Genomic DNA, 19,806 nt, shown 5'->3' on the forward strand with positions numbered 1-19,806 from the left:
ACTATATATGGTGAAAATGGAGAGTCATATAAATCAAAGTATACAAAAAATAATGAGAAATAGTATTCTGTTGTTTGTCGTGTTTTATTGTTTTTATAGTTGCTCCAATGGGAAAAGCCAATTAGAGGATAAAATTATAACTAAGGAGAATGAGTATTGGGGGACTCTACAATGAAAATAGATTTCATGGCATCTATTATAAGTTTAATAAAGATGGAACTTATGATAAGTATTCTTTGGGAAATGACGGAAAATTATCTTTGTTCAATAATGACGGGGATCTTATAGATGACTATAGACCATGGAAAATAACTAAAGATAGTATATTGTTGTGGCGTCACCATAGAGGAGATGTTGTTTTAATCAATGATAATGTCATTATTGTGCGGTATGGTAAAGAGAGTAATGTGATATTGATTAAAGAAGATATAGGAAAAATGAGAAAGAGTGATACTTTTTTTGATCAGAAAATGCGTGCCAATCCGGATAAATATAAATCATTCGATGACAATTAAAAAATAAAAGGAGTATAGTAGATCCGCTCTGTTCAGATACTTAGGCTATAAACATCATTTCAAGTTTGATCAGGCGGAGTATTAAAAACAATAGCACTTCCTAGTGTAATAAGCGCTACAGGAGCCACCATGTTTAATAAGTATAAGCATGAAAATTCACAATCAGAGAAAAGGGCTAATAGATTAGGAGGAGGATGGACTAATGATAAGGTTTTAAAAAATAAGTATAGAAAATAAATTATGAAAAAGCTAGTGATTATTTTAACACTTTTGTTTTGTTTTTCATGTGATCCAATGAATGATAAGATGAGTTTTTATAATAATTCTGATTCGGATGTTTATGTTAGAATGTTGTTTTTTCAAGATACTGCAATTACCGGTACCATGGCAGGATTGCGAGATGTAAAAGCGCGTGAAATTGAAGAAATTGGAAAGTTATATAGTTGGGAATCTGAATTTGAAGATGCAAAGAATGATAGTTTATGTGTTGTTGTGTATCAGGGATATGATTTTTTGAATGATCCTTACGAACAGAGTAATAAAATTAAAAGTGATAGTCTTTTGAATATTGGTGATTTTAAGTATAAAAAATACACAATTAAAGATTTTGAGAAAAAAAAATGGAGAGTAACTTATCCTAATGACGGCTTTAAAGACGGAAAATTCCGATAGCTAGATCGCTCGGATTTGCAATCCCAGAGAATAAATAAAAGTAAAACCTAACCTTATACAGGGTTAGGTTTTTTGGCAGTAGGATAAGATTTTGAATATACTATTTTTGTTTTGCTTGTTGAGCTTTACACGGATTACAAATCCGCCTCTGCTAGCGCGAGCGCCTGTAAAAAGAAATAAAAAATGAAAGAGAGAATAAAAATAGTTGTTTTTAGTGTGTTGGTTATAATATGTTTTTCATGTAATCTAAAAGAAAAAGATTACAATGAAAATATTAATGAATTAAATGAGTACATTAATAATATAGAAAAACCAAGAAATGTAAAGTTTAAAATTTATGAGTTAAATTCGAATGTCTCTAGAATTGGCCCTTCAGATAATTGCTTAGTTGCAATTTTAACCTATTCTAAAGATGACTTTTTAAGGATAAAGAATGAAATCGTAAAAGAGGAGCCTGTTGATATAAAATTTATTAAAAAAGATGATAAATTAGCATGGTTTCCTAAATCTGTTACTGATGAATTTGTTTTAAAAGGAGATTTGTATTATAGTATTAAAGCCAAATCCTATAAAGCTAATTGTTTTTATAAAGATCCATATATACATGGTTTTTGCTTTTTTACAGATCAGAATGAGATTTTTTTAAGCTTATATGCTTTATAAAAAAAATAGATCACTCGGATTTGCAATCCGAGCGAATAAATAAAAGTAAGGGGCTGTCTCAAAAGGACATCCCCTTTTTTATTGCCGACAATCTTCTGATTTATTTTTTCTGATTTAGCTATTTTGATGTCTCTTTTAGCCAGTAAAAGCATCTACTTTTCAAAAAAGAGAAAATTATCCCTTTTATGATGTCCTAACAGGGCATTTTTTGAGGTTATGAGCCATAGCAAGTAATGCCGTTTCCACTTCGGCCTTGGCTTTGCTACGCAGATTATACCTGCGGAAGCCTTTGTTGTTTTTTATCTGGGCAAACACGGTTTCTACATCATGACAGCGTTGCTTTCTGAGTTCCTTTCCCCTGTCGGTTACGAGCAGGTTATAAGCTTTTGTTCTTAACTGGGCTACTTCGGGATTAGATAAAGAGATACTTGGTATTCCTGTTCTGGTGTCTTTGTCAAAATGATTATATTTTACATATGCTTCAACACCTTCATTATCAAGTAATGTGTAGTTTTCCTGCGAACCATAACCTGCATCAGCCACAAGTTCTTCAGGTAGTCTATTGTAGTGTTCTTTAAAAATTTTTATATGTTCGGGTAGCGTCCTTGTATCATTGGGATTAGGGTGTAAAGAGTAATTTACAATGAACTGGTTGTGTGTGCTTATCTGTAAGTTATATCCCGGTTTTAACTGTCCGTTCTTCATGTGGTCTTCTTTCATCCGCATAAAAGTAGCATCAGTATCGGTCTTACAAAAGCTGTTTCGCTTACCCATTATATCTTCTTGCTTAGCATACTTCTGAAGGTTTGCAGGCCAGTTCTTACGGGCATAGTTAAGCTTCTGCCGTACTTTAGGGCATATCTTTTTGCCTTTAAGGGCGGTGTCAATCTTCTTAATAGTCTTTTCAACAGCTTCCTTGTCAATAGCCTTAAACTCAACTTCTGTCTTGTCTTTAGATTCAGTAGCGGCAACTTGCTGCGTATACTCCCATAAGTCCTGAAGCTGCTCTTCTATGCGCCTTTTATTCCTTTCGATGGATCTGCCCCATACAAAAGTGTACCGGTTGGCATTGGCTTCTATTTTTGTACCATCGGTAAAAACAGTTTTAAGGCTCACATGTCCCTGGGATTCTAAAAGCAATACAACCTGGGTAAAGATGCTGCGTACCTCATCTTTAAGGCGTTCACTCCTAAAGCGGTTTATAGTATTATGGTCAGGACGGCTCATACCGCTTAACCACATAAAATGGATATTCTGCTTCAAGGCTTCCTCAAGCCTGCGGCTGGAAAAAATATTGCACAAATAACCATAAACCAACACTTTAAGAAGCATGCGGGGATGGTAACTGGAAGTGCCGCCTGGTTTGTAATTCTTAATAAGGCACTCCAAATCAAGACCGTCAATCACATCGGAAACGGTTCTTACTGGATGGTTGAGTTCTATCAGCTCCTCTAAACTCGGAGGAAGTAGAAAATTTTGCTTGGGATTGTAATCTTTAAAGACTACTTTTGATTTATTATACACACCGCAAGTTAACAAACTTGCAAAATATAGGGAGCTCTCGGGCTCCCTTATTTGTATAAAAAAATTGAGGCTGCCTCACTTTTGAGACAGCCCCATCTGTTTTTTGGCAGTAGGATAAGATTTTGAATATACTATTTTTGTTTTACTTGTTGAGCTTTACACGGATTACAAATCCGCGCGATCTGGGGCTGTAATTTATGCTCCAATGACATGGGGAAGAGGAAGTGCTAATTTGTTTAATAATTCTAGTTTTCTGCCATGGGGTACTAATTTTGGAGTGGTTGTCAAATACCTGAAAAATATAAAGATAATTGGTCTAATATTAGGGTGAATTCAGCGTTTATGAATCAATATAAACGTTATGATCCGAATTTGAATTGTAATAGATTTTCAACAATTAATGGTGGATATTACACGTGGAAAGGTAATTTTAAGTTTTAATTATGAAAAAATTATTTGTATTAATTGCGGTTTCTCTTTTCTCGTGTAAAGGAGAAATTAAAAAAGAAATAAATGGAAATCTTAAAAATATTTATAATAATTCAAGAATTGACTCTTTAATAAGAATGGGCTTCACCATATCAGATAATATTAATTTTTTTGAAATGAAAGTAGATAATGTTATAACTAAAGGGAGTGAATTTTTTGCATTAAAAGATGAAGGGGATGTTGTTGTAATTAATGAGTTTGACAATGGGAAAATAAAAAATAGGAAGATTAAAAAAGTTGGAAACTTTTATTTTGAAAAAATTGAGCAAAGTTTTACGGGTGATGAGGAAGAGTTGTCAACTTATTTTGTTTATTATAGGAATGATAAAATTGTTGTTTTTGATATTAGAAGAAATGTATTTTCTAAGACCGAGTACCTCACGGACGTTTTTTTTATTTATAAAGATAGGATAAAACATTTTTCACAAGAAGATATGGATAATGTTTCTATTCATGAGATCCCGATTGATTCAAATGTGTTTAATGAAGGTTGGTGTAAACAACAGTTCTTAAAGAGTAAGCATATAAAGGAGGAGAATGTTTCTTATAAGGATAGGATTCCATCATTTTATTGTGATTTCATTTTTCAGATTCATTAAATATCCCAGACCCAGATCGCTCGGATTTGCAATCCGAGTGAATAAATAAAAGTAAAACCTAACCGTATACATATACAGGGTTAGGTTTTTTGCTTTTTGGCAGTAGGATAAGATTTTGAATATACTATTTTTGTTTTGCTTGTTGAACTTTACACGGATTACAAATCCGCGCGATCTGGTATTTGGTTAAGTGTGGATCCGTTGGCTCAGAACTATCAGGGATGGAATCCGTATAATTATACGATGCAAAACCCGATTAATTTGATTGATCCTACGGGTATGGCACCTGAAGATGGTGATCCTAAACGGAGGAATTCTGTTGTCATTGATGGTTCAAAAAGTGATAAACATGATAAAGCGCTTAAGGCAAATAAAAAAGCTGTTCAAAAGCTAGATAGTTCAGTGACAGTAATAAGCGCAAAATCAAGAAAAGATATGATGAATCAGATTAGTAGTCATCTCGAAGATAGTGAAAAAATGGGTGATGTATCAATTCTTTCTCATGGAAATTATGATGATACTGGATTTTATATAGGAAAAGATTATATAAATACTAAATCGAAAATGGAAAGTTTAGGTGTCGAATTAGCAAAATATTCCGACAGTGATACGAATATAGCTATAACAGCTTGTCATTTAGGAGCAGGGCACAACCCTGAGTCAAGTAAAGATATGTTGCAGATATTGTCAAATTCGACTAAAGCTAATGTGTTTACTAGTATGACTTGGGGGGCTGCAACAGAAAATAGGTTTAATAATAGTGATGTGCCATATTTCTTTTCAGATCCAACCTATACTGTGTTTGATAAAACACCATTAAGTCCTGTGAATTATAAGGATAAAGAGTTAGGGAAGACGAGGTTGAATTCAATTAAGAACTTAGGGAATACATTATATCTGAGGCCTAATAGTAATCCCAAAATTATTAAAGATGTTTATTTTACAAGAACAGGTTTTATAAAATATTGATGTTCATGAAAAAGTTATGTATATTATTATCGTTATTGTCAGTTTTTTTGAGTTGTCAAACAAAACCCCAAAAAGATAATGTGTTGAAGAATAATGAGTATTTTAGTGCAAAAGACTCTTTATATGAAGATTACGATTTATTTAGTTTTAGGCCTATAAATCATGTGAAATATCAAGACAAACATTCCTCATTTTTAAAAGTTATCAATGAAAAAGATGAATCAAAAATTCTGATGTCAATAGATAATGATATTAAAGAATTACTTTTGAAGAAAGAGAAGAACTTAGGGTACTATATACATACTCAGAGTTTTGAACAGGACTATGTAAAAGAGTATTTATACACGGTTTTTTCAAAAAATATAATTATAACGTTTGTTTTGAATAGGTATGAAGATCAAGTAAAGAAAACTTTAACGAGCTATCGTGTACTTTTCCCTTTAAATAAGAAAACGTTTTTACAAAGAGAATTAATATTTAAGCTTAAGGATAGTATTGTTATTACTGAATTTGAAGAAATTGATATAGAAGGATTTTTGAAAAAAAAAATAGCCGATTATGAAAGTGAATATTTTTATAAATTTAATACTGATAATAATAGTTGTGTCAAATATTATCATGACGTTGAGAGTGGAAAGTTGATATTTGAATCTGAATACAATGTATTCAATTCAAAAAGTATGGCAAGCCCATATTATTATTATTATTGGAAAGTAAAAAAATGATAACCATCGCTCGGATTTGTAATCCGAGTGAATAAATAAAAGTAGAACCTAACCGTATACATATACATGGTTAGGTTTTTTGCTTTTTGGCAGTAGGATAAGATTTTGAATATACTATTTTTGTTTGACAAGTGGAGCTTTACACGGATTATAAATCCGCGCGATCTGGTTTTCTGACATTGGATGAGGCTAATAGTTAGGCAAGAAGTGCTGCTAATTTGAGTACTGCTGAGAAAAGTCTGTATGTAGATATAGGCAAGATTGATTTAGGTAGTCTTACCATGTATGATTTTACGAAGCCTACTATACAGGTTAATTTTGCTGATCCAAGAAGTGCTAGGATGGTTGGAAGTACTGGAGCTGTTTACGGAACAATTACGTTAACCTTGCTAAATCAAAAAGGTGATTTACGAATAGGCAGAAAGAAAGATAACTTGGTTGATATATATGATTTTAATATGGATGGAAGATGGATGAGAGATAAATTAACTAAGTTAGGTATATATATAGCTACTGTTAACGGTAAATATAAAATTACAAGTTTTAATATATATGGTTATGGAAAAGCAAAAATTCCAAATATGCGATAATCATATAATTTATAAAGTCAGACTATGAAGCGAATTTTAGTATTGTGTGTGTTTTTTATGCTTATAGGTTGCGATAAAAACTATCACGATGGATTGTTAGAAAATTTATTTGGGATTAATGGTTTAAAGTATAAAATTATTTGTTCAAATGAAGAATTTTCCAGTGGAGGGGAGGGGTTTTATTATTGTGTTTATGAACTGGATAAGATCTCATTAGATAAAATTATAAATTCTAAACTTGTAGATTTTCCAGTTAAGCCAGAGTATAGGGCAAATTGGGAGGTGGTAAAATGGGAAAAAACACCAGTAAAATTGAACGATTTACCCTTGTATAAATATTGTTGTGAATATCATAGGCCGATAGATTTTGAGAAATGTTTTTCGGAAATATTTGAAAAAAAAAATAATAGAGAAAGTAGGAAACTATTATTCGTCTTTTTATTATGATAATAAAGAAGAGCCTGTTTATGTTGATTTTTTTATTCTGGTTCCTAGTGAGAATAGACTATATTTTGTAAGCAAAAAAACTTAACCTTGAAGACCAGCTCGCTCGGATTTGCAATCCGAGTGAATAAAGAAGTGAATAAAACCTAAGCGTATACATATACAGGGTTAGGTTTTTTGTTTTTTAACAGTAGGGTAAGATTTTGGATATGCTATCTTTGTTTGACAAGTGGAGCTTTACACGGATTACAAATCCGCGCGATCTGGTTATTTATTACTACCATCCGGATCATTTGGGATCGAGTACGTATTTAACAGATGCGAATGGAATGCCGTACCAATTTTTCTTAAATTTACCATTCGGGGAAACAATGGTGGAAATGCACAGTTTTACAGAAAACTATGCTTCCCCTTATAAGTTTAATGGTAAAGAACTGGATGAGGAGACTGGGCTATACTATTATGGGGTGAGATATTACGACCCGAGAACGAATATTTGGTTGAGTGTTGACCCGTTAGCGGAACAATTCCCGAATTGGAATCCGTATAATTATACGATGCAGAATCCGATTAACTTGATTGACCCGACAGGTATGTCTGCTGAGGATAATGATGATTGGGTATTAGGCTCTGATAACAAAATTCGATGGGACAATAATGCGAATTCGCCTGAAACAACCCAAAAGGGTGATACTTATTTAGGAAAGACTTTAACATTTAATTTTAATAGCTACATTGATGGTGAACTTTGGGATGGTCCAGGCGGGAATATGGCTGCTGGAGAAAAATTAACTTCAACTGTTACTATTACAGGAAATGAAAACGAAAAGGGGGAATTAACAAGTATATCGAGTTCCAAATCAATTCAAATTGGTGATACTCCTATTGGTGCTGCAAGAGATTTTTATCCAGGTAAAGGAGGTGATAATAACACTTTGACTGCAAAATCTACTGCTTCAGGTGTAAACATAAATTTTGAGCAGCATGCAAGTGTATCTCCGATAGAAGAGGTTGGTTTGAATGCGGGAGGGTATAAAATTGTTGATGTTGCCCAAAAGCTAAACATAAATTACAACAACAAAAATGGAGTGCTTAATGTAGATGCATATACAGGAATTTTTCCATCCGCATCTTTAAATATGTCTTCAAATAACGGATTTGTAAACGTAAAAATGATGCAATATAATCAACCTTCATTTGTTAAGACTCACAGTGCTAATTATAAACCTGTGCCTGTCAGTGGTGGTAGGGCATACAATTTTTCATACTATCCAACAACATTTTACAAAAGATAAATTATGCTTAAACCTAAACTTATAAATATTGTGTTGTATATGTATGTAAAATATTTTTTATTTTACATATTAATGATGTTCAAAAATGATAATTATGCTTTGATTTCAGTGGAAAATCTGGAAACATTTCAAGACATATTTTATTATCTTTTCATATTCTTAGCTTTGCCTACATTGTTTACAATTGTTTTGATAGCCCCAATTTATTATATATTCAAATTAAAAAACGTATATGTTTTTTCTAGTTTAATTTTCATATTGTTAGTTCTAGAATATTTGATGTATACGTATTTAGCATCACAATTAGATTATTTAAATGGTGTATACCTTGTTATTATTAGTGTGTTAGTTCTTACAAGTATATTTTATAAAGCGATTATTTCAAAACAGTCCTGATTGCCCTGATTTGCAATCCGTGCCCATAAAGCATTTCAAACAAAAAATCCTAACCGGAAAAAGTTAGGATTTTGTTTTTTTAAAAAGGTTCATTTTGCCATAAGCACCATCGATTAAGTTTTCAACAGTACATTTCGACTTATGTTCCCCCGCTCCGCGAAGTGTTCTTATGAATAGATAAATGTCGTTGTGCGGGCTGCGCAAATGTCTCCCGACTTTGCGCAATTTTAAATTGTGTTGTACATCAGATCGCTCGGATTTGTAATCCGAGTGGATAAATAAAAGTAAAACCTAACCGTATACATATACAGGGTTAGGTTTTTTGTTTTTTAACAGTAGGATAAGATTTTGGATATGCTATCTTTGTTTGACAAGTGGAGCTTTACACGGATTACAAATCCGCGCGATCGGGTGTTATAGGTCAATCACTAACGGAATATTCGTTTTTAGATGAGCAAGGTAATGGAGTGGTTGGAGCTCAAATAGATGGTTCTGATGTAAGCGGTATTAATTTTTTAAACCAAGAGATTATAAACAATAGTGAGTTAACAATTTTTAACTATATGCCAAATGCAGTCGGTGGTGCAGATTATGATTTTAAAACTAGAGATGTAAATGATAGACCAGAAGGAATGTCAAGAAATCAGTATAGTTATAGAGGTATGTTGTTTCAAAACGTAGATGGTTTTTCTCAAGGTAATAATGGTACAACAGTTTTTGCATCGGCTAGAGATTTTGGAAATGTTGCTGCGGGTTATGTTGCAGGAAATGCAGGACAACCTTGGAGAGTTTCTAGACTTGGATTTGATGGACTCCAGTCATGGCAGGAAAAAGGTATTGCAACAGAAGGCAGGCCGACCCAAATGGCGCAAAAAGTAGGTCATAATGTGGGTTCAGCAAATTTTAGTCGACGTTATCAAAATCAATTAAATCAAATCAGGGCTGCTAAAGCTAAGAATACTCTTTTAGGACCTAAATAATCTATATTATGAGACAAAACAAAAAAGCAAGTTTAATAATTTTAATTTCGATACTAGTTGTCGGGTTATTTATTTATTTGAATCAAAAAAGGTATTTTCTTGATTTGCCAAATAATCAAAGTATTACTGTATGGAAAAAAATGGGAAATGAATGTTATATAACTTCTGGAAAGTATTATGGCATAAGTGAACCAGATAATTTTATTAAGACAAGTAATGTTAATGATATTTCGCTTTTTTTTACCGACAGATTACCAAAAAAAATCCTATTAGATGGTGAAAATTGCGTGATACAAAATAAGTCTAATGAAGATGTAATATTTGATAATTACGTTGAAAATAAAAACAAGTATAGAGGTATCATTTATAAAAGCGATGCAAAAAAAAATTCTGATGTTAATGATGATGTGACAATTGTTAATATTAATATTGGGGGGATGAATGTAACTGATAAATATGGTGAAAAAATTGAATAATGTATCAAATTAGGATATAAAAACGGCATTCGGATACAGTGATGGGCGCAGTTCAAATCCCAAATCAAGCAATAACCAGCTCGCTCGGATTTGCAATCCGAGTGAATAAAGAAGTGAATAAAGAAGTGAATAAAACCTAACCGTATACATATACAGGGTTAGGTTTTTTGTTTTTTAACAGTAGGGTAAGATTTTGGATATGCTATCTTTGTTTGACAAGTGGAGCTTTACACGGATTACAAATCCGCGCGATCGGGTAATTCTCCAGCTTCTAGAGGGTATCCACATTCTTCTGAAGGTAAAGCAACTGTGAAAAATATTAAGTTATCTGGTAAAGGTATGTCACACGGTCAAATACAAAATTTAGGAAGTAAGAATATCATGAATAGGATAAAAGAAAGAATTAATAATTAGTAAAAATGAAAAAAATACTTATTTTCGTTATATCAGCAATTGTAGTTTACATTATTATGTCAATAGTTTTGTTTTTCAATAATAATACAGACGTTGAAAATGTTGTTGTTCAAGGATATATTTATGACGAACTAAAATATCCAGTTGACAATTGTAGAGTGGTAGTATTTAATAGTACTTACAAACAAAAGGATAATGATTATACTGATTATTCCTCGTATTTAGGAAATGAAGTAATCGAGACTTCTACAAATAAAAAAGGATACTATAATATTAAATTAGATAGAAGTGCATTTGTTTTGATTAGAGTTTATAAAAAAAAATACAAAATTGCAGAGTCAGAAGGTCTATATAGTAAATCACATATTGACCAATCTTTTATTTTAAATAAAGGTTTTTCAAAAGAATCTGATTTATTTAAAGAACCTACAATTACTGAAGAGGTTGAATAGTAGATAGTTTCAGGATTAGTGATAAGTTTCCAGCAATGTATTAAATAATCCTCTAGCTCGCTCGGATTTGTAATCCGAGTGAATAAATAAAAGTAAAACCTAACCGTATACATATTCAGGGTTAGGTTTTTTGTTTTTTAACAGTAGGGTAAGATTTTGGATATGCTATCTTTGTTTGACAAGTGGATCTTTACACGGATTACAAATCCGCGCGATCTGGGTTTTTTGTTTTACTGAGCCTGTTTTTTTTTAGAAAAGTTGAAACTGGTTTAAAATCTATGGCTATAGTTTATTAAGCCAATACAAAGCCAATACAAAGTCAATATAAAGTCAATATAAAGCTAATGTAGTATCAAAATTATAAGTTTTGTATTATAGGTGTCAATATTGTCCTTATCGGGGAATATTTTAGAACTATAATTTTAAGTATATTTATACCCGTTATTCATCAAAAAATAGTAATTATGTCGCATTTCGATACTTCAGGCAAAAAGGTACATCAAGGGAGAAACATCAAACGCTTTCGTGAAATGTTAGGAATCAAACAAGAAGCTTTGGCTTATGAACTTGGCGATGACTGGAGTCAGAAAAAAGTGTCGTTGCTGGAACAAAAAGAAAATATTGAAACCGATATTCTCGCACAGGTAGCCCAAATATTAAAAATACCCGTTCAGGCAATCGAAAATTTTGATGAAGAATTGGCAATAACTGTTATATCTAGTACATTCAATGATAACGCTGGAGTTGTAATCAATAATTATAATCCTATTGATAAGCTGATTCAACTGCATGAAGAAAAAATTGCGTTATACGAACGGATGCTAATGGAAAAAGACGAAATGATGGCGAAGATAGAGCAGTTGGCTAAAGAGAAATAAGACTAAGATTATGAAGACGAGTTATGTCGTATAATACGGAAGGACATAGTCAATAAACCACTGCGGAGGGGTGTCAGTTAGTAATTGCATCTCATTGTTGTAGAGTTCGGCAACCATGATTAGTTTTTTTCCCGAATTGTCAAAAAGATAAGCCCTGTAGCATAGTGGAAGTACCTGATGTAATAATTTAAGAGTTCGGGAGTATCGTTCTATAATCTTTTCATTTAAGACGGCGTGTCCTCCTTTTTTAACTCTGTTTTCTACCCGTGAGATATTAACTTCAGGGTCATCAATGCAAACAAAATAGAGATAAGGCTGATACCCGGATTTTAATAAGTCTTGAATTTCTTTTATTTTAGAATCATGACTCATTACAGTTTCAAAGCTAAAAGATTTTCCCTGTTGTATCAGTATATGTCTGATAAAAGATGCTACATAAGAAGCTTCATAGCTGTGTGAATCTTTGGAATGATCGACAATGCAATTATTGCTTATTTTTATAGTAATAGGATGATTTTCTTGTTGTGCTTTTGCTATAAGTGAAATAGAACTAGGTAGCTTAGAGAATAAAATTAGGTCGTCTTGTGAAGCAACTACGTTAAATTCATTCAAATCAATCAAACCTTTTGTAGTTAATTTGTTTTCTATTTCATCTGCATTTATAAAAGTACCTGTAGAATATACTTTGGTGAATTCCGAGAAAAGCGAACTTTTACCGGAGCCATTTGGTCCTGCAAAAATTCGTATTCTTCTATTTGGCATGGAATATCATTCCTTTGGTTAGAAGAATAGGAGTCTCTTTCTTTTCAACTCTTTTTTTTAAAGTAACTGTGCCATCGGGATGTTCTTCATAAATGGCATCGTTTTCGATATATGTGATTGTAAGATCCAATGCCTTAGATTGTCTTACAGCATTAATAGCAACTTCCTTGCTTGCTTTAACAAGTGATTTTGTTTGTAAGTTATCTTTTCTGAAAATTTTTTTTTGGCTCATGATTTTACAAATCTAATTTTAATACTCTCTCAAAGATACTAAATTTGATTTAGTCATGCAAAGTCTCTCGGATTTGCAATCCCAGAGAATAAATAAAAGTAAAACCTAACCTTATACAGGGTTAGGTTTTTTGTTTTTTGGTAGTAGAATAAGACTTTGAATATACTATTTTTGTTTTAATTGTTGAGCTTTACACGGATTAAAAATCCGCGCGATCTGGGCTAAAGGTTACTCCTATAAGTGGAAGTTATTACAGGATAGCTCCTGCAATCGATATGATAATACAAACTTTTCATGAAAGAATTCAACAAACACAAGGATTATGGAAAATAGCGCCTTCAAATCGAAAATAGAATTTGAAAAATATTTAGAGGATAATTTTAATTATCATACTGTATCGAAAATGAATTTTGATGATTATAGGATTTTTGTAATTGAATTATTTTCAAGATTGTATGAATTGAAAAAAAATGGACTTGAAAAAGAGCATATCTATGATTTTGTAAATAAGTATTACAGTAATGTAATGGAAAACGCAGATGATTCAGATATAATGTTTGAAAGAAGATTCTCTGCTGTCATTGAAGAACTGTCAGAATTTTGTTCATCGCCATTTTTTTGGGATTCCGATTTAGACGTGTATTTTAAAAAGTGGGATAAGCTATTTCAAATAGACTGGTTTAAGAATATTAATTTGGGATAATGTATCAATTAGGACATAAAACCCCGATCACTCGGATTTGCAATCCGAGTAAATAAAGAAGTAAATAAAACCTAATTTATAACTATCTAAATGAAAAACAAAACCCCGAACATGTCGTTCGGGGTTTTGTTTTTTTATTGTTATCAATTAATCCATTCCGTCGATCTTGATACTCATTTGTCCGGAAGTTTTAATAAAAGCAATAATCGCTTTATCCGTTAGTTCGACCTTATCAAAAATAAAATCATTGATATTTCCGTTTACAAAAACACCTTTCATCGGTGAATAATTATTCAGATACGGTAACATATTCTTTTTTCCTTCTTCCAAATTATCCTTAATCGAATAACGACAGCTTTCCTGAATCTTATTCAGAATATAACCCTGCATTAGCCAGTTGGCCGTTTTCGTTAAAATACCCTTTGTGTTTAAAACATAATCCATCTGATCAAAATAAATCTCCTTTGTGATCGCGTTGTAATTTGGTATACCCGACAAATAAATGGTGCCGTCAAGACTACCCGTCATACTTAACGAAATGATCATTTTACCGTCCTTATGCCATAAATCCACTTTTTGTACCGTGATTTTTCGGCTGCCGGAAGCAAACTCCTTACCCTGGAAATTTTTGGTTATAATACGTGAAGCACTTTCATAAGTCGAAACCGCTGCAACAGTCGCTTCAATTTTATTCGGCATTTTGGCAACCGGTTTTAAAACAATCGATTCCTTTTTAAACGAGTTTAACGGCTCCTGACCTACGATGGTTTGCATTTTACATTTTAATCCCATATCCATCGTAATCTTGCTTTTCGAAAGAATAGCATCCGTTACATATAATTCTGTTGGAACAACTTTAAACCAGGTTTCGTAAATTTCACTGGTTTTAAATGGCGTACTGATCTTCTCCAGAACAGCTAATACCTGTGGTTTAAAATCGGTAGTTTTATTAATCGCATCATCAATCGTTTTGGCAATCTTGGCTTTAAACAAACGAATGGTTGGATTGATAATGTAAGTAATCGGTACATTCTTACCGGCAACTACAATACTCGGACTGTCTTTCCATTCGAAATCTTCAATAACCGATGTGGTAGTTAATTTCCAGTTGGATAATTTGGCGTCACTTAATAAAATAATCTGACCGTTAAGGTTGATCTCTTTTGTGTCGTTTAAACCTAAAAAGTCCGTTCCATATTTAAATTTGGCCCATATCTTAAGCGGTAATACCGATCGGATTTTACCGTCCTTTTCCGTTAATTTGATCGGAGCCTGTTTCCAGATTTTCATCTCCGTTTTGTCATCGGAAAGAATACTGTCGTTATAAATCAATCCGTTCAGTGATTTGTTCAGTTGATTCTCGATTTCCTTTAACGGAATGTCTACCGGAAGACTGATAAAGGATGTAGTGGTTTCGTAAACCGCGGGCTTGTTGTCGCTAGGTTCCGGTTTTAGCGTATTGATTTTACCGGTTGTGCCGCAGCGGGTCATTAACATTGCAAGGCCAAAGAGCGCCAGGAATGAGAAAAAAGTTTTCATATGGTTCTGCTATAAATCTTCGGTAAAAGTAGGTTTTTATTGAAATAAAATTGTAACGTTTGTTAAAGAATTGCGTCTAATCGGTACCGCATTCAAAGTGATATGTGCACAGAAATTTTATATTTGTAGGAAAATAAATAATATGAAGAACACAACATTGCTGCTTTTGGGGTTATCAATGGTAACAATCCAAATGAAAGCACAAGCTAAAAAATGGACTTTGGAAGAGTGTGTGAATCACGCAATGGAGAAGAATATTTCGATCAGACAATCGGTTTTAGATAAACAGGTTGCCGATATTTCCAAAAAAGATGCCTGGGGAAATTTCCTGCCAACCATTAACGGACAAGCGTCTCACTCCTGGAACGTTGGTTTGAACCAGAACATTACAACCGGTCTTTTAGAAAACCAAACCATTCAGTATACGTCGGCAGGATTAAATGTGGGAATTGATATCTACAGAGGGTTACAGCATCAGAATCAGTTGCGTAAAGCCAATTTGTCGATCATCGCTTCACAGTATCAGTTGCAAAAAATGCAGGAAGATGTATCGCTGAATGTCGTAAATGCCTATTTGCAGATTCTGTTTAATAAAGAAAACCTGAAAGTACAAACCAAACAGTTGGAATATGATACCAAACAAATGGAGCGTACACAGGAATTAGTAGATGCAGGAGTAGTACCGAAAGGCGATTTGCTGGATGTGAAAGCAACGGTTATGTCGGATAATCAAAAACTGATTGCAGGTGAAAATGCTTTGTTGATTTCGAAGCTGAGTCTGGCACAGTTGTTACAGATCGATAATTTCCAGGACTTCGATATCGCCGATTCGGAAACACCGGTACAAAACAGTAGCGTATTGTTAGAAAATCCGAAAGATATTTTTGAAAAAGCAAAAGAAACAAGAGCCAATCTGAAAATTGCGGAAGCCAATGTTTCAATCGCCGAAAAAGATTTGTCAATCGCAAGAGGAAAATACCATCCGTCAATTCAGGGGTTTTATAGTTTCAGTACGCGCGCTGCTTATGCCGACAGAGTTATAGGATACCAGCAGGATGCGAATAACCCGGTTATCGGGACACAGTATTTTACAGAAAACGGTTTACAGGTAATGCAAAATAATTACCGACCGATATTAGGAAGTCCGGAGCCTATTTTTGATCAGTTTAGTAATAACAAAGGACAGAACTTCGGATTCTCACTTAATATTCCGCTCTTAAACGGATTGTCTGTCAGAAATGGTGTGGAGCGATCTAAAGTAGCATTGGAGCGATCTAAAATAGCATTGGAGCAGCAGGAACTGGACCTGGAAAGAACGGTTTATACCGCCTATACCGATACCAAAGGATCATTGAAATCCTATGAAGCGGCTGTGGCAACACTCGAAGCAAGACAGGAATCATTTAACTATGCTAAAGAGCGTTATGAAGTGGGACTAATGAATGTCTTTGATTTTACTCAGGCACAAACCCTGTTTGTCAATGCGCAATCAGAAGTGTTACGAACAAAATATGATTATATCTTCAGAACGAAAATATTGGAATTCTACTTTGGAATGCCGATTATTCAAAAATAAAAAAATATGAAAAAGCGTACAAAATATATACTACTTGGTGGTGTTGTCTTGTTGATTGTTATTCTGGTTGGATTAAGTAAATCCGGAGCGATCGGAAATAAAGAAAAAGGAACGGAAGTGGAAACCACAGTGGCCGGTCAGATGACTATTGTCGAAACGGTTTCGGCTACCGGTAAGATTCAACCGGAAATTGAAGTGAAAATTTCATCGGATGTTTCCGGAGAGATTATTGATTTGCCGGTTAAAGAAGGACAAATTGTAAAAAAAGGGGATTTGTTGGTTCGTATCAAGCGGGATTTATATGAATCGGGTCTTAACAGAACTGTAGCATCATTGTCGACATCCAAAGCCGGATTAAGTCAGGCGGAAGCGCAGGTGAAAGAAGCGAAAGCAAATTACGAAAGAAACAAACAATTGTATAATAAAGGCGTAATCTCAAAATCGGAATGGGATAAAATTGTATCGGCTTATGAAGTGGCTATGGCTTCTAAACAATCGGCTTATTACAATGTACAAAGCGCTACAGCTACCGTTACCGAAGCAAGAGACAACCTGAACCGAACTACAATCTATTCTCCGGTTGACGGAACGATTTCGAAACTGGATGTAGAATTGGGAGAACGTGTTTTAGGAACGCAACAAATGGCAGGTACCGAAATGCTTCGCGTAGCTAACCTGAACAATATGGAAGTGGAAGTAGATGTTAATGAAAACGATATCGTAAAAGTGAACATCGGAGATCCGGCTAAAATTGAAGTAGATGCTTATCTGAAAAAAGAGTTTAAAGGAATTGTAACCAGTATTTCAAATTCGGCGAGTTCAGCTTTAACAGCAGATCAGGTAACGAATTTTAAGGTGAAAGTACGTATCTTAAAAGAATCGTATCAGGATTTAGTAGAAGGAAAACCGGCTAATTATTCTCCTTTCCGTCCGGGAATGACTGCTACTGTAGACATTGAAACTAAAAGAAAAGAGAATATCTTAGCAGTGCCGATTAGTGCCGTGGTTATGAAAACGGATGCTGATATTGCAGGTGAGAAAAAAGACATCGTTCAAGAACTGGAAAAAGAAGAAAAAGAAAAGACAAAAGGTTCTAACGAAAAGAAATACGAATGTGTATTTGTAAAAGTGAACGGTAAAGCGGAATTACGTAAAATTAAATCCGGAATCCAGGACGATACGAATATCGAAATCGTTAGCGGATTGAAAAAAGGAGATGAGATTATTACCGGTCCGTATTCTACTGTAACAAAAGATTTGAAACCGGGTGATAAGGTCATTATAAAAAAAACCGGAACTCAGGATAAAGAAAAAGATAAAAAATAATAGCTTAGTTTTTTGATTACCATCAGGTTTTACCTGATAACCCATTTGCCACGGTTGCACTATTTTTTCGAGCTGAAATGCAGGGAAAGTATTGTATCCGTGGCAAAAAAATATATACCTATCTTTGCCAATAATTTTTACGAAGATGGCTTACATTTTAAATATCGAAACTGCTACAAAAAACTGCTCAATAACCCTTGCTAAAGACGGCGAAATACTGGTTTGTATGGAACTGGCCGAAGAAGGTTATTCGCATGCTGAAAAACTACACGTCTTTTTTGAAGAGGCTTTACAAAAGGCCGGCTTAACGTTTCAGAATTTAAATGCGATAGCGGTAAGTCAGGGGCCGGGTTCCTATACCGGACTTCGTATTGGGGTGTCGGCTGCAAAAGGACTTTGTTATGCCTTGAATTTACCTTTAATAGCAATTGATACATTGGAAACACTGGCACGACAATTAAGCGTAACGGAAGGGAAAATTATTCCGATGATCGATGCCCGTCGAATGGAAGTTTTTACAGCCGTTTTCGATTCGGCGTACCAAAAATTGCGTGCTACTGAAGCTGAAATTATTGAAGCAACTACATATGACGGATTAGAAGGAACTATTCATCTTTTAGGTGATGGCGCTGCTAAATGTAAAGCACTGCTGAATGATCCTCGATTTGTATACCACGATGCAATCATATATCCGTCGGCAAAAGAAATGAGCCGATTGTCATTTGATAAGTATCAAAAAAGCGACACGGTAGATGTCGCTTATTTTGAACCTTTTTATCTGAAAGATTTTGTAATGACTACAAAACCTAAGAAGTCGTAACCTTAACAATTTTACTGCTCTTTTCCAGAAGCTCGGAACAAACCGTTCCGTAATCGGAATTATTGGTCCAGGCACGGAGGGAGAAGATCAGATTCTTTTCACCCATATCACTGATGATTACTTCCGGTGTCGGTGTTTGCAGTATTTTCGGATGATTTTTTATCAATTCTTCGAGCTGCGCCTTAATTGTTTTAATATCGGAATCATAACCGGTCGGAACTACAAGAGTCGTTCGACGAATGGTTTGTTGCGAAAAGTTTTTAATCTTACCGTTTGATAAAATTCCGTTTGGAATATAAATAATCTGATTTTGAGCGGTCAGGATTTTAGTTGAAAAAATCTGAATGGCCAATACTTTTCCGTTTTCCGTTTGTGCTTCGATAGTGTCGCCTACTTTAAATGGTTTGAAAAGAATGATCAATACACCGCCGGCAAAGTTAGAAAGCGATCCTTGTAATGATAAACCGACAGCCAAACCGATGGCACCCAGAATAGCAACAAATGAGGATGTTTCGATACCTAATTTAGAAATTACCGATACGAATAATAAGACGCGCAGTGCCCAAATCAGGAAATCAAGTAAAAATTTGATCAATGTCGGTTCCAATTCTCTTTTGGTCATTACCGTTTCGGCAATCTTACGAATAAAACGGATACCCCAAATCCCGAGAAACAGGATGATGAGAGCCGAGATTACTTTAGGTGAATAATCCAGTAGTACGTTAAAATAGTGAATAAAAAAGTTATTCATTTGTTCCATGGGGGAG

Annotated in this window: 22 protein-coding genes; 17 read left to right on the top strand and 5 right to left on the bottom strand. The window is 34.0% G+C overall.

The genetic code is table 11. The features are described 5' to 3' along the window. Positions 1-149: 149 nt before the first annotated feature. From NOX80_RS05775 to NOX80_RS05785, 3 genes are all read left to right on the top strand, one after another. Positions 150-515 (top strand): hypothetical protein, encoded by a 366-nt coding sequence (locus NOX80_RS05775; protein ID WP_256552365.1) that lies wholly within the window; start codon positions 150-152, stop codon positions 513-515. Positions 516-755: 240 nt separating this feature from the next. Continuing rightward, entirely contained in the window at positions 756-1,187 is a 432-nt protein-coding gene (locus NOX80_RS05780) for a hypothetical protein (protein ID WP_256552366.1), read from the top strand. Between the two features lie 183 nt (positions 1,188-1,370). Next, a complete protein-coding gene (locus NOX80_RS05785; protein WP_256552362.1) occupies positions 1,371-1,850 on the top strand; it encodes a hypothetical protein in 480 nt (159 codons plus the stop codon). A gap of 183 nt (positions 1,851-2,033) precedes the next feature. On the opposite strand, the gene NOX80_RS05790 is transcribed toward NOX80_RS05785, so the two are convergent. Further along, positions 2,034-3,374, bottom strand: coding sequence for an IS1182 family transposase (locus tag NOX80_RS05790; protein WP_256552250.1), 1,341 nt, complete (start codon positions 3,372-3,374; stop codon positions 2,034-2,036). A gap of 443 nt (positions 3,375-3,817) precedes the next feature. Here NOX80_RS05790 and NOX80_RS05795 point away from each other — a divergent pair, with 443 nt between their 5' ends. The 10 genes from NOX80_RS05795 to NOX80_RS05840 all read left to right on the top strand — a co-directional run bounded on the left by NOX80_RS05795 (position 3,818) and on the right by NOX80_RS05840 (position 12,081). Continuing rightward, a complete protein-coding gene (locus NOX80_RS05795; protein ID WP_256552367.1) occupies positions 3,818-4,462 on the top strand; it encodes a hypothetical protein in 645 nt (214 codons plus the stop codon). A gap of 243 nt (positions 4,463-4,705) precedes the next feature. Continuing rightward, positions 4,706-5,431, top strand: coding sequence for a DUF4347 domain-containing protein (locus NOX80_RS05800; RefSeq protein ID WP_256552368.1), 726 nt, complete (start codon positions 4,706-4,708; stop codon positions 5,429-5,431). Between the two features lie 5 nt (positions 5,432-5,436). Further along, on the top strand, positions 5,437-6,156 hold the full coding sequence (locus NOX80_RS05805; protein ID WP_256552369.1) for a hypothetical protein: 720 nt from the start codon (positions 5,437-5,439) through the stop codon (positions 6,154-6,156). Positions 6,157-6,374: 218 nt separating this feature from the next. Continuing rightward, positions 6,375-6,746 carry a hypothetical protein gene (locus NOX80_RS05810; RefSeq protein WP_256552370.1) on the top strand — a complete coding sequence of 124 codons (372 nt, stop codon included), beginning with the start codon at positions 6,375-6,377 and terminating at the stop codon, positions 6,744-6,746. Between the two features lie 24 nt (positions 6,747-6,770). Next, on the top strand, positions 6,771-7,193 hold the full coding sequence (locus NOX80_RS05815) for a hypothetical protein (RefSeq protein ID WP_256552371.1): 423 nt from the start codon (positions 6,771-6,773) through the stop codon (positions 7,191-7,193). 206 nt (positions 7,194-7,399) lie between these two features. Continuing rightward, positions 7,400-8,485, top strand: a complete 1,086-nt coding sequence (locus NOX80_RS05820) for an RHS repeat-associated core domain-containing protein (protein WP_305880320.1) — start codon at positions 7,400-7,402, stop codon at positions 8,483-8,485. Positions 8,486-9,255: 770 nt separating this feature from the next. Beyond that, on the top strand, positions 9,256-9,861 hold the full coding sequence (locus NOX80_RS05825; protein ID WP_256552372.1) for a hypothetical protein: 606 nt from the start codon (positions 9,256-9,258) through the stop codon (positions 9,859-9,861). Between the two features lie 8 nt (positions 9,862-9,869). Beyond that, a complete protein-coding gene (locus NOX80_RS05830) occupies positions 9,870-10,337 on the top strand; it encodes a hypothetical protein (protein WP_256552373.1) in 468 nt (155 codons plus the stop codon). Positions 10,338-10,756: 419 nt separating this feature from the next. Beyond that, a complete protein-coding gene (locus tag NOX80_RS05835) occupies positions 10,757-11,203 on the top strand; it encodes a hypothetical protein (RefSeq protein ID WP_256552374.1) in 447 nt (148 codons plus the stop codon). Between the two features lie 464 nt (positions 11,204-11,667). After that, entirely contained in the window at positions 11,668-12,081 is a 414-nt protein-coding gene (locus NOX80_RS05840) for a helix-turn-helix transcriptional regulator (RefSeq protein ID WP_256552375.1), read from the top strand. A gap of 21 nt (positions 12,082-12,102) precedes the next feature. Here the strand turns inward: NOX80_RS05840 and NOX80_RS05845 are convergent, their stop codons facing one another. Both NOX80_RS05845 and NOX80_RS05850 read right to left on the bottom strand, forming a co-directional pair. Beyond that, complete coding sequence (locus tag NOX80_RS05845; protein WP_256552376.1) at positions 12,103-12,843, bottom strand: zeta toxin family protein; 741 nt, start codon at positions 12,841-12,843, stop codon at positions 12,103-12,105. Next, positions 12,833-13,075 carry a hypothetical protein gene (locus tag NOX80_RS05850; RefSeq protein WP_256552377.1) on the bottom strand — a complete coding sequence of 81 codons (243 nt, stop codon included), beginning with the start codon at positions 13,073-13,075 and terminating at the stop codon, positions 12,833-12,835. The genes NOX80_RS05845 and NOX80_RS05850 overlap by 11 nt, the downstream gene beginning before the upstream one ends. 322 nt (positions 13,076-13,397) lie before the next feature. Here NOX80_RS05850 and NOX80_RS05855 point away from each other — a divergent pair, with 322 nt between their 5' ends. Further along, positions 13,398-13,778, top strand: a complete 381-nt coding sequence (locus tag NOX80_RS05855) for a hypothetical protein (RefSeq protein ID WP_256552378.1) — start codon at positions 13,398-13,400, stop codon at positions 13,776-13,778. 147 nt (positions 13,779-13,925) lie between these two features. On the opposite strand, the gene NOX80_RS05860 is transcribed toward NOX80_RS05855, so the two are convergent. Beyond that, positions 13,926-15,317 (bottom strand): DUF4403 family protein, encoded by a 1,392-nt coding sequence (locus NOX80_RS05860; protein ID WP_256552379.1) that lies wholly within the window; start codon positions 15,315-15,317, stop codon positions 13,926-13,928. A gap of 142 nt (positions 15,318-15,459) precedes the next feature. Between NOX80_RS05860 and NOX80_RS05865 the strand changes: the two genes are divergently transcribed. The 3 genes from NOX80_RS05865 (at position 15,460) to tsaB (ending at position 19,039) form a co-directional block, all read left to right on the top strand. After that, positions 15,460-16,893: a TolC family protein gene (locus NOX80_RS05865; RefSeq protein WP_256552380.1), complete on the top strand. Its 1,434-nt coding sequence runs from the start codon at positions 15,460-15,462 to the stop codon at positions 16,891-16,893. Between the two features lie 6 nt (positions 16,894-16,899). Then, on the top strand, positions 16,900-18,219 hold the full coding sequence (locus tag NOX80_RS05870; RefSeq protein ID WP_256552381.1) for an efflux RND transporter periplasmic adaptor subunit: 1,320 nt from the start codon (positions 16,900-16,902) through the stop codon (positions 18,217-18,219). A gap of 145 nt (positions 18,220-18,364) precedes the next feature. Further along, positions 18,365-19,039, top strand: coding sequence for a tRNA (adenosine(37)-N6)-threonylcarbamoyltransferase complex dimerization subunit type 1 TsaB (gene tsaB, locus NOX80_RS05875; protein WP_256552382.1), 675 nt, complete (start codon positions 18,365-18,367; stop codon positions 19,037-19,039). Here the strand turns inward: tsaB and NOX80_RS05880 are convergent. After that, positions 19,026-19,799, bottom strand: coding sequence for a mechanosensitive ion channel family protein (locus NOX80_RS05880; RefSeq protein ID WP_256552383.1), 774 nt, complete (start codon positions 19,797-19,799; stop codon positions 19,026-19,028). The genes tsaB and NOX80_RS05880 overlap by 14 nt on opposite strands. Positions 19,800-19,806: the final 7 nt, after the last annotated feature.

Source organism: Flavobacterium cerinum, assembly GCF_024496085.1.
In the GTDB taxonomy this organism is placed as follows: Bacteria; Bacteroidota; Bacteroidia; order Flavobacteriales; family Flavobacteriaceae; genus Flavobacterium; species Flavobacterium cerinum_A.